The sequence below is a fragment of the Serratia sp. CY47444 genome (genome assembly GCF_052168635.1).
GTDB classification, from domain to species: domain Bacteria; phylum Pseudomonadota; class Gammaproteobacteria; order Enterobacterales; family Enterobacteriaceae; genus Serratia; species Serratia bockelmannii.
Genome location: NZ_JBJNMH010000020.1, coordinates 41,348 through 56,049 on the forward strand (window position 1 = coordinate 41,348; position 14,702 = coordinate 56,049).

Below are 14,702 nucleotides of genomic sequence, written 5' to 3' on the forward strand. Positions count from 1 at the left end.
AGCGGCGGCCGTTATCGGGCGTTAACCGTGGGCGAGAAAGCCGCCGGCGACCAGTTCGGTGCGGTTCACCACGTCGGTTTTGGCGAAAATATTGCGCATATGGGTTTTCACCGTGGACAGCGAAATGCCCAGCTTCAGGGCGATGCGCTTATTGCTGGCGCCTTCGCGAACCAGGTTGACGATCTCTTGCTCTTTGGCGGTCAACAGCTGCGCCTCGCCGTCGGGCAGCAGATCGCGCGTCGCTAGCTCGATCAGCGGCAGCACCGCGCGCAGGCGGCCGCGCTCCACGTCAGTAAACGGCGTATCGCGGATCAGCGATACCCCGGCGACGATGCGCTTGCGCTGGCGGATGAAGATCTCCGTCATGTCGCGCATGTCGTTCGGCAGCATAAAGTCGTGGTAATAGCGGCGGTTGCCGGCGATCGCCGCCGGGCTCATGCCGACCATGGTGATGTCCTGGCGATGGAAATTGGCCGGCTGCAGCGGGTCTATCTGCTGGAAGTGGTTCAGGTACTGCTGATGCGTTTTATCGGGCATGCCGTGCAGGATGTAGTGATCCGGCCGCAGGTCGCGATCGACCAGATAAAACACCCCGGCGGACACCGGGATCAGGTGCGTAATGGTCGCCAAACAACTGTTGATAAAGGCATCGGATGCGGTGCTGTGCATGATTCGTATTCCTCCCTTTATCGTTCAATCTGGAGAATGTTGGCGGTCAATATATGAACGATACAAGCATAGTTGTAGCAATTTGGCAACACAATAAAAACATATTAACAACGTGAGGCCGATTGCAATAAAACACATAAATAACAAGATGACACTGCGTTTATCAGGGCTTTTTAGGGCGGATTTTTCGCGATTTTCATTAATAGGTTAATGAAATAGTTCGCCGCTTTTCCCGCTGAATTTACAGCGCTTTTGAATGCTTGCCTGGACGAAGCCCTCGCCGCCCGGCGCGTGCTACAACCGGCGCGACCGTCGCCGCCCCTCGTTCTTAAGAACGATAGCCAGGCTTTTCCACCGCTTCCTACACTGCGAATTGAAGATAGCGCCAGGCGGCGCCAAACGTATAAGACGAAAAAATGATGACCTTTCTCGGGCTGAGGCGTCGGGTTGTTCAGTCCGCATGACCATACGGGGAACGAACGATGCAGAAAAAAACGTTGGCGGTGGCGTTGAGCGGTGCCTTATCGGGCCTGGCACAGGGGGCGGACGCCGATCGCCCTAATGTGCTGATCATTCTGGTGGACGACATGGGCTACTCCGACATCAGCCCGTTCGGCGGCGAGATACCGACCCCCAACCTGCAGGCGCTGGCCGAACGGGGCGTGCGCATGAGCCAGTACTACACCTCGCCGATGTCGGCGCCGGCGCGGTCGATGTTGATGACCGGCAACACCAACCAGCAGGCCGGCATGGGCGGCATGTGGTGGTATGAGAGCACCGCGGCGCAGCCGGGCTATGAAATGCGGCTGACCGACCGCGTGACCACATTGCCGGAGCGCTTTCGCGATGCGGGGTACGCCACCATGATGGCGGGCAAATGGCACCTGGGCTATGTCGACGGCGCCAAACCGACCGATCGCGGCTTCGAGCGCGCCTTCGCCTTCATGGGCGGCGGCACCAGCCATTTCGACGATGCGAAACCGCTGGGCACCGTGGAGGCGTTCCACACCTTCTACACCCTGAACGGCAAACGCGTGTCGTTGCCCAAAGATTTCTACTCCAGCAAGGCCTATGCCGATCAGCTGGAACAGTGGATCCGCGATACACCGCAGAATCAGCCCGTCTTCGCCTATCTGGCGTTCACCGCGCCGCACGATCCATTGCAGGCGCCGGATGACTGGATCGCTAAATTCGACGGCAAATACGACGCCGGCTATCAGCAGGCCTATCAGCAGCGCATTCAGCGCCTGAAGGCGCTGGGGTTGATTTCCGATCGCACGCCGATGCCGACGCTGGCGTTGGATAAGGCCTGGAACGCGCTGACGCCCGAGCAGCAAAAATATGAAGCCAAGACCATGCAGGTATACGCGGCGATGATTGCCTATATGGACGATCAGGTCGGCGCGGTGCTGAACACCCTGAAGCAGACCGGCCGCGACCAAAATACGGTGATCGTGTTCGCCACCGACAACGGCGCTAACCCGGCCAGCGGCTTCTACTACGGCTCGAAGCCGGAGTATTGGCGGCAGTTCGACAACAGTTACGCCAACCTCGGCCGCAAGGGATCGTTCATCTCTTACGGGCCGCACTGGGCCAACGTCAGCAATGCGCCGTACGCCAACTACCACAAAACCACCAGCGCACAGGGCGGCATCAATACCGATTTCATCATCTCCGCGCCGCGGCTGAAGGGGCGCGGCGGCATCGACCGCACGCCGATGGCGGTGTATGACATCGCCCCGACGTTGTATGACTATGCCGGCATCGACGCCAACAAACCGCTGAAGGCCAAACCGACGCTGCCGATGGTCGGCGTCAGCTTCAAGCGCTATTTCAGCGGCGAGGCCGACGGTGTGCCGCGCGCGACCTACGGCGTGGAGTTGCATAACCAGGCCGCCTATGTAGACGGCATCTGGAAGCTGCGGCGGTTGGTGAAGGCCGGGCCGACGGCGCAGATGGCACCGTGGGGGCTGTTCAACCTGCATGACGATCCGCTGGAAACGCGCGATCTGGCCGCCGCCAACCCGGAACGGGTCAAACGGCTGAGCGAAGCGTATCGCCGCTTTGCGCAGCAGAGCATGATTATTGAAGCTAAAGGCGCAGCGATCGACTACCTCGGCGTTGACGCCAGCACCGGTGACTACATCGGCCTGGATCCGCAGACCCACAAACCGTTGCCGCAGGCGGCACCATGAACCTGGCCCAGCTGCGTGCGCAGCAGATCCCGGTGGAGAGCGAACCGCGCGCGGCGGCGCCTTTTCATTTGCTGGTGAAGCCGATCGGCGCCGGCTGCAACCTGGGTTGCCGCTACTGCTACTATCCGCAGCGCCAGGAAGAACGGACGCGCAAGATGGACGATGACCTGCTGGCGGAATTTATCCGCAGCTACATCGCCGCCCAGCCGCGTTACAGCCGCGAGATCAACTTCGTCTGGCAGGGCGGTGAGCCGCTGCTGGCGGGGATCGGTTTTTACAAGCGGGCGCTGGCGTTGCAGCGCCGCTATGCGCCGCCGGGCGTGCGGATCAGCAACAGCCTGCAGACCAACGGCACTCTGCTGAACGACGCCTGGTGCCGGCTGTTCCGGCAACATCACTTTATCCTCGGCGTCAGCCTGGACGGCGATCGCGAGGTGCAGGACGCCCACCGGCCGGACAAGCGCGGCGGCGCCAGCTATGACGCCGCGTTGCGCGGCATTGCGTTGTTGCAGCGCCATCAGATCGACTTCAACCTGCTGATGGTGGTGCACGACGGCGTCGCGGATCGCGCCGAGGCGATCTACGATCATGCGGTGGCGATCGGGGCGCGTTATCTGCAGTTTCAGCCGCTGATGCTGGAAGGGGATGCGCCCACCGCCGGTTACGGACTGAGCGCCGCCAACTGGGGGCGCTTCATGCTGGCGGTATATCGCCGCTGGCGCAGCCGCGGGCATATCGGCCAGGTCTTCGTGATGAACATCGAACAGGTCTACGCGCAGTATTTCACCCACGTCAGCCCCAGTTGCGTGCACGCCGAACGCTGCGGCGGCAATCTGGTGATGGAGCCGGACGGGCGGCTTTACGCCTGCGATCATCTGATCAATGCGCAGCATCTGCTCGGCCATGCCGATCGCCACACGCCGCTCGCCACCCTGGCGGCAAGGGCGGTGGAGATGCCGTTCGGTAAAAACAAGAGCCTGCGCCGCGAGTGCCAACGCTGCAGCGTGAAAAGCGTCTGCCAGGGCGGCTGCCCGGCGCATGTGGGCGAAGATCGCTACAACCGGCTGTGCGCCGGCTATTACGCCTTCTTTTCCGCGCTGCTGGCGCCGCTGCGCGCCTACCCGCGCAGCCCGCAGGGGGCGATGCAATGGCGCGCCGCCGTGAGCGCCACCGCAGGTTGAAATCGTCTCGTCCTTAAGGACGATAGTCAGCATTTTCCTTTCCTCTCTATAGTGAGATTACCGCCGCTGGCGGTGAAAAACCTGCAAGCACCTGCATGCATCAGGCCAAAACTATAAGAGGAAATAACCATGAACCTGTCGTCGCGGTTGCACGCCCACCTGGCTCGAGGCAAGGTCGGCTTTCCCACCACCCTGGCCAGTTCGGTCGGGGTGATCATGGCCAGCCCGGTGATCCTGACGGTCACCAGCGGCTTCGGCATCGGCGGCGACACCTTCGCGCTGGCGATGCTGATCGCCTTCATCATGATGCAGGCGCAGCTCACCACCTTCTCCGAAGCGGCGTCGCTGCTGCCGACCTCCGGTTCGGTTTACGACTACATCTCCTGCGGCATGGGGCGCTTTTTCGCCATCACCGGCGCGCTGTCGGCCTACCTGATCGTGCATATCTTCGCCGGCACCGCCGAGACCATTCTTTCCGGCATCATGGCGCTGGTGAACTTCGAGCACCTCAACACCCTGATGGAAAGCCACAATGCCTCCTGGATGGTCGGCGTTGGGCTGGTTGTCGTGTTCGGCCTGCTCAACGCGTTTGGCATCGAGGCCTTCGGCAAGGCGGAGATCGTGCTGACCTTCGCCATGTGGAGCACGCTGGTGATTTTCGGCATCGTCGGGCTGCTGTCGCCGCATGCGGTGCCGCTCGAGGGCTGGTTCGGCAGCGCGCTGAGCCTGAACGATCCGTTCGCGGTGTTCAGCCTGATCGGCATGGCGATGTTCATGTTCGTCGGCTGTGAGCTGGTGACACCGATGGCGCCGGAGATCAAACGCTGCGATCGGGTGATCCCGCGCGCGATGGCGCTCGGGCTGTGCGGCGTGGCGGTGTGCATGGCGCTGTATGGCGCGGCGCTCAGCCACCAGGTGGAAAACGTGGTGATCGACGCCGCCAGCGGCACGCGCCTGCTGGAAACGCCGATGGCCATCCCGGCGTTCGCCGGCCAGGTGATGGGCCAGTTCGGCAAATACTGGCTGGGCGTCGGCCTGCTGTTGGCGGGCGCGGCGACCATCAACACGCTGATGGCGGCGGTGCCGCGCATTCTGTACGGCATGGCGCTGGACGGCGCGCTGCCGCGCATGTTCGCTTATCTGCACCCGCGCTTTAAAACGCCGGTGGTCGGCATTTTGGTGGCGGTCCTGATCCCCTGCGTACACGCCTTCGCCATTCAGGGCAACCTCGACAGGATCATTCCGCTGGTGCTGGCGGCGGTGTGCGCCTGGGGCGTGGCCTACCTGCTGGTGACCTGCTCGGTGGTGATCCTGCGCGTGCGCCGCCCCGACCTGCCGCGTGCCTATAAATCGCCGTGGTTCCCGCTGCCGCAAATCGTTTCCAGCGTCGGCATCGTGCTGGCCATCGTCTACATCACGCCGCCGGGGATGAACCCGAGCGATATCTACATTCCCTTCGGCTGGATGATCGGCCTGACCGCCGCCTATGCGCTGTTCTGGACGCTGTGCGTGCAGAAAGTGAACCCGTTCAAGCCGGTGCCGGTCGAGCAGGTGCTGGAGAACGCATTTGCCAAGGGTGAAAACGAGGAGGCGCAGTTTGATCGGCTTACTTCCCTCACTTAATCGCGCCTGGCGGCGCGCGCCGTCGGGCTATCGGCCGGGCGCCGCGCTGGATCGTCTGGCGCGCAATCTGGAACCCTACGCGTGCGAACGCCTGGCGCCGGGCCTGCTGCGGCTGACGCTGCCGCAGGGGCCGCAGATCGAGATCGGCGAACAGGTGCAGGGGCTGTTTATGGCGCATATCGTCAGCCACCGTTTTCGGTTGCAGGGCGCATGCGCAGCGCAGCCTCCGCTGACGCTGGACGTGGTGACCGGCGGCTGGCTGCGGCGGCGCGGGGTGCGCTATCTGTTGCGCCAACGCCATGCAGCCGCGCAGCGAGTGCTGGAAGGGCTGCAGCGCTACCCGCAGATCGGCGAGACGCTGGCGCAGCTGGATTTTCGCCGCGTGCGGCTGACGGTGAACGACGGGCGCTGGCAGGTGGATATCGAGCATTTCGCCGCGTCGGAGGTGGTCAGCCGTTTGCCGGCCGGCCGCCGCTATCTGCGGCTGGATGCCGAACAGCGGCGGCTGCTGTTGAGCAGCCTGCTGATGATCGGCCAACTGATGGAGAAGCTGAATCATGAATAGAGTGGTTGTGATTACCGGCGGCGGTACCGGCGTCGGCGCCGCCTGCGCCCGCCTGCTGGCGGCGCAGGGCGATCGGGTGTTCATCATCGGCCGCCGCCCGGAACCGCTGGCGGCGCTGGCGCAAGAGATCGGCGCGCAGGCGCTGGTGGGCGACGCTGCCAGCGGCGAGAGCTGGAACCACACGCTGCTGCCGGCGATTCTGCGCGACGCCGGGCGCATCGACTGCCTGATCGGCAGCGCCGGCGGCATGGGCTTCAAGCGTATCACCGAGATGACCGACGCGCAGTGGCAAGGGGCGATGGACAGCAACCTCAACAGCGCTTTCGCCAGCGCGCGCGCCTGCCTGCCGGAGCTGATTAAAAGCGGCGGCAACCTGCTGTTCGTGGCCTCGATCGCCTCGCTGGCCGCCGGGCCGGAGGTCTGCGGCTACGTTACCGCCAAACATGCGCTGATCGGGCTGATGCGTTCCATCGCCCGCGATTATGGCCCGCTGGGCGTGCGCGCCAACGCGGTGTGTCCGGGCTGGGTGACCACGCCGATGGCGGACGAAGAGATGCAACTGCTGATGGACGCCCATCAGATTTCGCTGGAGCAGGCCTACCAAATGGTCTGTCGCGACGTACCGCTGCGCCGGCCGGCCAGCGCTGAGGAGATCGCCCGCGTCTGCCGTTTCCTCTGTTCCAGCGAGGCTTCAATCATTACCGGCGCGGCGCTGGTGGCCGACGGTGGCTCCACCATCGTCGATGTGCCGACCCTGGCTTTCACTTCCCTGTAAGGAGTATTTCCATGAGTTCAGAAGCGGTATTCATTCAGGTTGGCGCGCTGGCGGAAGGCTTTGCGCCGCACAGCAATACGCTGGAACGGCAGCACGGGCTGGCGGGCACTACGCTGACGCTGCGCTTTAGCGACGGCGCGACGCAGCGCTGCCGGTTTACCGACGAGCAGACGCTGGAGTGGGGCGAACGGCGCAGCGTCGCCTATCGCGCGACCAGCATTCGTCCCGGCGTGCTGTTCATCGATTTTCTCGACCCCGCCCGCGCCAACGCCAGCATTACGCTGGTGTGCGACCGCAATCAGGGCAACTTCACCGCGGTGTACGGCCAACTGCCGGACGAAGCGCAGGCTCGGCTCGACGCCTTCAGCCGGGTGGAACAGGGGCTGCCGCTGACCCCGGTCGAGGCCGAATTCCGCTTCGGCACGCTGGACGACGCCGACGTGGCGCCGCCGGGCTTTACCGACGAGCTGATCGGCATGCGCAATATGTACACCTACAGCCCGACCGAGCGGTACGAGCACATCTACCTGAACGACAACTTCTACGCCTGGCAGTGTCTGGACGGGGTGGAGAAAGGGCTGGCGGACGTCGATCGCTGCCACTACGTGAAGGTGGCGGATCAGCTTTATCTGTTCGTCTGGCGCGAGAAGATCATCCCGACGCTGGGCGTGGTGATGATCGATCTGCAGGGCATGCGCACCGACGGCAAGATCCTCGGTTATCAGGGCAGCGATTTCAGCGCGCTGAGCAACTTTGCGGTCGGCGCCCACGCGCAGGTGCTGAACATCACGCACCACCCGCGAGGATAGGCCGATGAGCGCAACCTATGCGGCCAATGCCTTCGCGGGGCAGGTGGTGCTGGTGACCGGCGGCGCTCAGGGTATTGGGCTGGCGATCGTCAGCGCCTTTGCCCGGCTGGGCGCCGAGGTGACGATCGCGGACGTGCAGCTGCCGCAGGCGCAGGCGGCGGCGCAAACGCTGCGGGACGAAGGGCTGAGCGTACAGGCGCTGGCCTGCGATCTGGCCGAGCCGGGGCAGATCGCCGAGGGGGTGGCGGCGGTGGGTGAGCGCCGTCAACGGTTGGACGTGGTGATCCACAACGCCGCCTATTTTCCGCTGACGCCGTTCGCCGCCATCGACGCGGCCCTGTTGCAACGCACGCTGAGCGTCAATCTGATGGCGCCGTTCTTTCTGGCGCAGGCGGCGTTGCCGTGGATGCGCCGTCGGGGCGGGGGCTGCCTTCTGGTGACCTCGTCGGTGACCGGCCCGCGGGTAGCCTACCCGGGGCTGGCGCACTATGCGGCCTCCAAGGCCGGGGTGAACGGATTTATTCGCGCGGCGGCGCTGGAGTTGGCGGCGGAGAACATTCGCGTCAACGGCGTGGAGCCGGGGATGATCCGCACGCCGGCGATGGCCAATCTGGGCGACGCGCAGGTGAATCAGGCGATCGCCGCCTCAGTGCCGCTCGGGCGGCTGGGGGAACCGGCAGACATCGCCGCGGCGATGGTGTTTCTCGCCTCGCCGGCGGCGGCCTACATCACCGGCCAGACGCTGGTGGTGGACGGCGGCGCGCTGTTGCCGGAAACGAATTCTCTGCTTACTTGACGCTGCAGCGTTGTTGGCTGCAACGCCAATTAATTTGAGCATTCCGGTTGGTTAAATCACTGCTTGGCGGGATGCGCGGCGACGTTGGCAGGCAGGCTGTCACCCAGGGTGATCAGCTCGTCCAGCAACGTCATCAGCTGGTCCATTTTCTGCCGCGAGAAAGCGGCTTCAATCTCGGCGTAGCCCTGTTCCACCTGGTGGCGCGCCACTTCATACAGATCCTGGCCCTGCTGGGTCAGCGACACGTACAGCTTGCGCTGATCGTTAACCGGCTTGAGGCGGAAGATCAGCTTATCACGCTCCATGCGCGACAGAATGCCGGTCAGGCTGGGGCGCAGGATGCAGGTTTCCGCCGCCAGTTCGTGGAATTCGATCGAACGGCTGTTGGCCAGCACGCGGATGATGCGCCACTGCTGCTCGGTCAGGTTGTGGCTTTTCAGGATCGGGCGAAAGAACCCCATGGCGGTTTCGCGCGCCTGCAGCAGGGCGATGGTTAACGATTCATGCATAAGTTTGGCCTTAGCTATCAAGGTGTTCGTTGTCACGGCGCTTACCGCAGGGCTGTTACCCCGCCAGGCCCGATTTTGTTAATAACTTAATAGTAGCCAAAGTTACCCGCAGGGATAAAGCAAAAATGCGCGGGGCAGCGAAAAATGGCGATAAAAATGATTAATACGCTGAATAATCACGCTAATGTTCGTTGTTTGTGAATATTTTGTTATCACGATCACAAATCACTCCAAGCGCGTTGCGTAAAAGCTGCACAGTGTATAAAAGTAATCATTAATATATTAATGAATGCCGGTTGTCATGTTTTGCCATTGGAGGAGTTCGCATGAAAGGCACCGTATTTTCCGTTGCGCTGAACCACCGCAGCCAACTGGACGCCTGGGATCAGGCGTTTCACCAGCCACCGTATCAAACCCCGCCCAAAACCCCGGTGTGGTTTATCAAACCGCGCAACACCCACCTCGCCAACGGCGGGGCGATCCCGTTTCCGGCCGGTGAAACCGTGCAAAGCGGCGGCACGCTGGCGGTGATCATCGGCGACACCGCACGCAAGGTGCCGGCGGCGCAGGTGGGCCGTTATCTGGCCGGTTACGCGCTGGCCAACGACGTCAGCCTGCCGGAAAGCAGCTTCTACCGCCCGGCGATCAAGGCCAAATGCCGCGACGGGTTCTGCCCGCTGGGGGAGATCGGCCAGCTGGCGACTGCCGATCGGCTGGAGATCGTCACCGAGATCAACGGCGTGGAGCGGGATCGCTGGTCCACCGCCGATCTGGTGCGCTCGGTGCCGGAGCTGATCGCCGCCATCAGCGACTTCATCACTCTGCAGCCGGGCGATGCGGTGCTGATCGGCACCCCGCACCAGCGGGTGGAGATCAAACCGGGGGATGAGGTGACGGTGCGTGCCGCCGGCCTGCCCACTCTGACCAACCGCGTCACCCAGGCAGGAGCCGAATCATGAAACATGCTCGTATTCGCCATCATGGCCAGGTCTTCAACGTGCAGGTGGATGACCAGCTGCGCGTCACGCTGCCGAACGGCGAGGTGCTGCAGGAGCGCGAAGTGGAATGGCTGCCGCCGGCGCAGGGCACGGTGTTCGCCCTGGGGCTGAACTATGCCGACCACGCCAGCGAGCTGGAATTCAAGGCGCCGGAAGAACCGCTGGTGTTCCTCAAGGCGCCAAACACCCTGACCGGGCACCGTCAGGTGTCGGTACGCCCGGCCGGCGTGGAGTACATGCATTACGAAGCCGAGCTGGTGGCGGTGATCGGCAAGACCGCGCGCAACGTCAGCCGTGAGCACGCCATGGAGTACGTGGCGGGTTACACCCTGTGCAACGACTACGCCATCCGCGATTACCTGGAGAACTACTACCGGCCGAATCTGCGGGTGAAGAGCCGCGACACCCTGACGCCGATCGGGCCGTATATCGTCGATCGCGACGACGTCGCCGATCCGCACCGGCTGGCGCTCGGCACCTATGTCAACGGCGAGCTGCGCCAGCGCGGCAGCACCGCCGACATGATTTTCGACATTCCGTTCCTGATCGCCTACCTGAGCGAATTCATGACGCTGCAGCCGGGCGACATGATCGCCACCGGCACGCCGAAAGGGCTGGCCGACGTGCAGCCGGGCGATGAAGTGGTGGTGGAGATCGAGGGCATCGGCCGTCTGGTTAACCACATTATCAGTGAAAAAGATTACGAGGAGAGCCTGCGATGAAAACCATCAACCACTGGATCAACGGCAAGAACGTCGCCAGCAAAGAGTACTTCACCACCACCAACCCGGCGAACGGCGAGGTGCTGGCGGAGGTGGCTTCCGGCGGTCAGTTGGAGATCGACCAGGCGGTGGCGGCAGCGAAAGAGGCGTTCCCCAAATGGGCCAACACGCCGATGAAAGAGCGCGCGCGCCTGATGCGCCGCCTGGGGGAGCTGATTGACCAGAACGTGCCGCAGATCGCCGAACTGGAAACCGCCGACACCGGCCTGCCGATCCACCAGACCAAAAACGTGCTGATCCCGCGCGCCTCGCACAACTTCGAGTTCTTCGCCGAGGTGTGCCAGCAGATGAACGGCAAGACCTACCCGGTGGACGACAAGATGCTCAACTACACGCTGGTGCAGCCGGTGGGGGTGTGTGCGCTGGTATCGCCGTGGAACGTGCCGTTCATGACCGCCACCTGGAAAACCGCGCCTTGCCTGGCGCTGGGCAACACCGCGGTGCTGAAGATGTCCGAACTGTCGCCGCTGACCGCCGACCGCCTGGGCGAGCTGGCGCTGGAGGCCGGCATCCCGGCCGGGGTGCTGAATGTGGTGCAGGGCTACGGCGCCACTGCCGGCGACGCATTGGTGCGCCATAAAGACGTGCGTGCGGTCTCCTTCACCGGCGGCACTGCCACCGGCCGCCGCATCATCGAAAGCGCTGGGTTGAAGAAATTCTCCATGGAGCTGGGCGGCAAGTCGCCGGTGCTGATATTTGAAGACGCCGACATCGAGCGGGCGCTCGACGCCGCGCTGTTCACCATCTTCTCGATCAACGGTGAACGCTGCACCGCCGGTTCGCGCATCTTCATTCAGGAGAGCATCTACCCGGAATTCGTCAAACGCTTTGCCGAGCGTGCCAACCGCCTGCGCGTGGGCGACCCGCAAGATCCCAACACCCAGGTAGGGGCGCTGATCAGCCCGCAGCACTGGGAAAAAGTCTCCGGCTATATCCGCCTCGGGGTGGAAGAAGGGGCAACCCTGCTGGCCGGCGGCCCGGACAAACCGGCCGGTTTGAGCCACGGCAACTTCCTGCGCCCGACGGTGCTGGCGGATGTCGATAACCGGATGCGCGTGGCGCAGGAGGAGATTTTCGGGCCGGTGGCCTGCCTGCTGCCGTTCAAGTCGGAAGAAGACGGCCTGCGCATGGCCAACGACGTGGAGTACGGCCTGGCGTCGTACATCTGGACGCAGGATGTGAGCAAGGTTCTGCGCCTGGCCCGCGGCATCGAAGCCGGCATGGTTTTCGTCAACACCCAAAACGTACGCGATCTGCGCCAACCGTTCGGCGGCGTGAAAGCCTCCGGCACCGGCCGCGAAGGCGGCGAATACAGCTTCGAAGTGTTCGCCGAAATGAAGAACGTGTGCATTTCCATGGGCGACCACCCGATCCCGAAATGGGGCGTTTGAGCCTCAGGCCACAATAATAACGAAAGAGATGAGAACAATGACGACAAAACTTACCACTGATGCTGTCCCTGCTCCCGACGTCGTGCGCTGTGCCTACATGGAAATTCAGGTCACGAACCTTAAAGCCGCACGCGAATTTTACGTCGATATCCTCGGCCTGGTCGTGACCGCCGAAGAGGATAAAACCCTCTACCTGCGTTCGATGGAGGAGTTTATTCATCATAACCTGGTGCTGCGCGAAGGCCCGGTCGCCGCCGTGGCGGCGTTTGCTTTCCGCGTGCGCACGCCGGAAGACGTCGATCGCGCCGAAGCGTATTTCAAGGCGCTTGGCTGCCGTACCGAGCGTCGGGTGAACGGGTTCGCCAAAGGCATCGGCGATGCGGTGCGGGTAGAGGATCCGCTCGGTTTTCCGTATGAGTTTTTCTACGACGTGCAGCACGTCGAGCGTCTGGCCTGGCGCTACGATCTGTATACGCCGGGCGCGCTGGTGCGCCTCGACCACTTTAACCAAATCACCCCTGACGTGCCGCGCGCCGTGGAATACATCCAGGGGCTGGGCTTCCGCGTGACGGAAGACATCCGCGATGAAGACGGCGTGGTTTACGCGGCCTGGATGCGCCGCAAGGCGACGGTGCACGATACCGCGATGACCGGCGGCGCCGGGCCGCGCATGCACCACATCGCCTTCGCCACCCATGAAAAGCACAACATTTTGGCCATCTGCGACAAGCTCGGCGCGCTGCGCAAATCCGATTTGATCGAACGCGGCCCTGGTCGCCACGGCGTCTCCAACGCGTTCTATCTCTACCTGCGCGATCCCGATGGCCACCGGGTGGAAATCTACACGCAGGATTACTACACCGGCGATCCGGACAACCCGACCGTGACCTGGGACGTGCATGACAACCAGCGCCGCGACTGGTGGGGCAATCCGGTGGTGCCGAGCTGGTATACCGAAGGATCGCTGGTGCTGGATCTCGATGGGCAGCCGCAGCCGGTCATCGAGCGCAGTGCGCCCAGCGAAATGGCCGTCACCATCGGCGCAGACGGTTTTTCCTATACCCGCGAGGGCGATACGGAAAAAGGTTTCAAACTTGGCAATACGCTGTAAATGCCGCTGCGCGGGCCGCGCCCGCGCCTATGCGCCGTCTGGAGAACGTTATGCCCCATTTTTACGCTGAATGTACCGACAACATCCGCCGCGAGGCGGATTTGCCCACCCTGTTCGCCAAGGTCAACGAGGCGCTGGCGGCGACCGGCATCTTTCCGCTGGCCGGCGTGCGCAGCCGCGCCATCTGGCTCGACACCTGGCAGATGGCCGACGGCAAGCAGGACTACGCCTTCGTGCACATGACGCTGAAGATCGGCCACGGCCGCAGTCTGGAAAGCCGGCAGCAGGTGGGCGAGATGCTGTTTGCGCTGATCAAGGAACACTTTGCCGCGCTGATGGCGCAGCGTTACCTGGCGCTCTCTTTCACCATGGAAGAGCTGGATCCGGTGCTGAATTACAAACAGAACAATGTCCACGCGCTGTTCAACAAGGCGTGAATAAGGGGTCGTACATGCTGGATAAAGAGCAGATTAACCGCGCCGTGCAGCGCCTGCATCAGGCGGAAAAGAGTCGTGAGCAGATCCGCGCGCTGTCGCTCGATCATCCCGAGATCACCATTGAAGACGCCTACGCCATTCAGCGGCAGTGGGTGGAGCTGAAGATCGCCGAGGGGCGCACGCTCAAAGGCCACAAGATCGGCCTGACCTCGCGCGCCATGCAGGTGAGCTCGCAGATCACCGAGCCGGACTATGGCGCGCTGCTGGACGACATGTTCTTCAACGACGGCAGCGACATTCCGATCGATCGCTTTATCGTGCCGCGGGTGGAGGTGGAGCTGGCTTTCGTGTTGGCCAAGCCGCTGCGCGGGCCGAACTGCACGCTGTTCGACGTCTACAACGCCACCGACTACGTCATTCCGGCGCTGGAGATCATCGATGCGCGCAGCCACAACGTCGATCCCGAGACGCAGCGGCCGCGCAAGGTGTTCGACACCATTTCCGACAACGCCGCCAATGCCGGGGTGGTGATGGGCGGGCGGCCGATCAAACCGGATGCGCTGGATCTGCGCTGGATCTCTGCGCTGCTGTACCGCAACGGCGTGATTGAAGAGTCCGGCGTAGCGGCCGCGGTGCTCAACCACCCGGCCAACGGCGTGGCCTGGCTGGCCAACAAGCTGGCGCCGTATGAGGTGGAGCTGGAAGCGGGACAGGTGATCCTCGGCGGCTCATTCACCCGGCCGGTGCCGGCGCGGCGCGGTGATACCTTCCACGTCGACTACGGCCCGATGGGCTGCATCAGCTGCCGCTTCGTCTAAAAAGCAGGCTCGGCGAACCGGGCCGCAATAAACCGGGCGGGGG

15 protein-coding genes are annotated in these 14,702 nt (G+C 63.2%); 13 read left to right on the top strand and 2 right to left on the bottom strand.

What is annotated here, in order from left to right:
* Window positions 1–21 precede the first annotated feature (21 nt).
* Window positions 22–669, bottom strand: a complete 648-nt coding sequence (locus tag ACJ8IL_RS21010; RefSeq protein ID WP_043136164.1) for a helix-turn-helix transcriptional regulator — start codon at window positions 667–669, stop codon at window positions 22–24.
* Window positions 670–1,151: 482 nt separating this feature from the next.
* On the opposite strand from ACJ8IL_RS21010, the gene ACJ8IL_RS21015 reads away from it, so the two are divergent.
* From ACJ8IL_RS21015 to ACJ8IL_RS21045, 7 genes are all read left to right on the top strand, one after another.
* Window positions 1,152–2,864, top strand: coding sequence for an arylsulfatase (locus tag ACJ8IL_RS21015; RefSeq protein ID WP_049204609.1), 1,713 nt, complete (start codon window positions 1,152–1,154; stop codon window positions 2,862–2,864).
* Entirely contained in the window at window positions 2,861–4,045 is a 1,185-nt protein-coding gene (locus ACJ8IL_RS21020; RefSeq protein WP_149569893.1) for an anaerobic sulfatase maturase, read from the top strand. Before ACJ8IL_RS21015 ends, ACJ8IL_RS21020 begins: the two co-directional genes overlap by 4 nt.
* 129 nt (window positions 4,046–4,174) lie before the next feature.
* On the top strand, window positions 4,175–5,668 hold the full coding sequence (locus ACJ8IL_RS21025; RefSeq protein WP_261425211.1) for an APC family permease: 1,494 nt from the start codon (window positions 4,175–4,177) through the stop codon (window positions 5,666–5,668).
* Complete coding sequence (locus ACJ8IL_RS21030; protein WP_043136151.1) at window positions 5,643–6,233, top strand: DUF3156 family protein; 591 nt, start codon at window positions 5,643–5,645, stop codon at window positions 6,231–6,233. The genes ACJ8IL_RS21025 and ACJ8IL_RS21030 overlap by 26 nt, the downstream gene beginning before the upstream one ends.
* Entirely contained in the window at window positions 6,226–7,008 is a 783-nt protein-coding gene (locus tag ACJ8IL_RS21035) for an SDR family NAD(P)-dependent oxidoreductase (RefSeq protein ID WP_043136148.1), read from the top strand. Before ACJ8IL_RS21030 ends, ACJ8IL_RS21035 begins: the two co-directional genes overlap by 8 nt.
* Window positions 7,009–7,019: 11 nt before the next feature.
* Window positions 7,020–7,817: a molybdenum cofactor biosynthesis F family protein gene (locus tag ACJ8IL_RS21040; RefSeq protein ID WP_261425208.1), complete on the top strand. Its 798-nt coding sequence runs from the start codon at window positions 7,020–7,022 to the stop codon at window positions 7,815–7,817.
* Window positions 7,818–7,821: 4 nt separating this feature from the next.
* Entirely contained in the window at window positions 7,822–8,613 is a 792-nt protein-coding gene (locus ACJ8IL_RS21045; protein ID WP_442516815.1) for an SDR family oxidoreductase, read from the top strand.
* 56 nt (window positions 8,614–8,669) lie between these two features.
* On the opposite strand, the gene hpaR is transcribed toward ACJ8IL_RS21045, so the two are convergent.
* On the bottom strand, window positions 8,670–9,122 hold the full coding sequence (gene hpaR, locus ACJ8IL_RS21050) for a homoprotocatechuate degradation operon regulator HpaR (protein WP_049204618.1): 453 nt from the start codon (window positions 9,120–9,122) through the stop codon (window positions 8,670–8,672).
* Between the two features lie 326 nt (window positions 9,123–9,448).
* Between hpaR and ACJ8IL_RS21055 the strand changes: the two genes are divergently transcribed.
* From ACJ8IL_RS21055 to hpaH, 6 genes are read left to right on the top strand one after another with little or no spacing between them, the layout of a single operon-like run.
* Entirely contained in the window at window positions 9,449–10,081 is a 633-nt protein-coding gene (locus ACJ8IL_RS21055) for a fumarylacetoacetate hydrolase family protein (protein WP_197835648.1), read from the top strand.
* Window positions 10,078–10,842 carry a fumarylacetoacetate hydrolase family protein gene (locus ACJ8IL_RS21060; RefSeq protein ID WP_033641766.1) on the top strand — a complete coding sequence of 255 codons (765 nt, stop codon included), beginning with the start codon at window positions 10,078–10,080 and terminating at the stop codon, window positions 10,840–10,842. Before ACJ8IL_RS21055 ends, ACJ8IL_RS21060 begins: the two co-directional genes overlap by 4 nt.
* Window positions 10,839–12,293 carry a 5-carboxymethyl-2-hydroxymuconate semialdehyde dehydrogenase gene (hpaE, locus tag ACJ8IL_RS21065; RefSeq protein ID WP_033636981.1) on the top strand — a complete coding sequence of 485 codons (1,455 nt, stop codon included), beginning with the start codon at window positions 10,839–10,841 and terminating at the stop codon, window positions 12,291–12,293. The genes ACJ8IL_RS21060 and hpaE overlap by 4 nt, the downstream gene beginning before the upstream one ends.
* Before the next feature lie 37 nt (window positions 12,294–12,330).
* Window positions 12,331–13,404 (top strand): 3,4-dihydroxyphenylacetate 2,3-dioxygenase, encoded by a 1,074-nt coding sequence (gene hpaD, locus ACJ8IL_RS21070; RefSeq protein ID WP_089180517.1) that lies wholly within the window; start codon window positions 12,331–12,333, stop codon window positions 13,402–13,404.
* A 50-nt stretch (window positions 13,405–13,454) separates the two neighbouring features.
* Window positions 13,455–13,841 (top strand): 5-carboxymethyl-2-hydroxymuconate Delta-isomerase, encoded by a 387-nt coding sequence (locus ACJ8IL_RS21075; RefSeq protein WP_004933172.1) that lies wholly within the window; start codon window positions 13,455–13,457, stop codon window positions 13,839–13,841.
* A 14-nt stretch (window positions 13,842–13,855) separates the two neighbouring features.
* Window positions 13,856–14,659 carry a 2-oxo-hept-4-ene-1,7-dioate hydratase gene (gene hpaH / locus ACJ8IL_RS21080; RefSeq protein ID WP_043136119.1) on the top strand — a complete coding sequence of 268 codons (804 nt, stop codon included), beginning with the start codon at window positions 13,856–13,858 and terminating at the stop codon, window positions 14,657–14,659.
* Window positions 14,660–14,702: the final 43 nt, after the last annotated feature.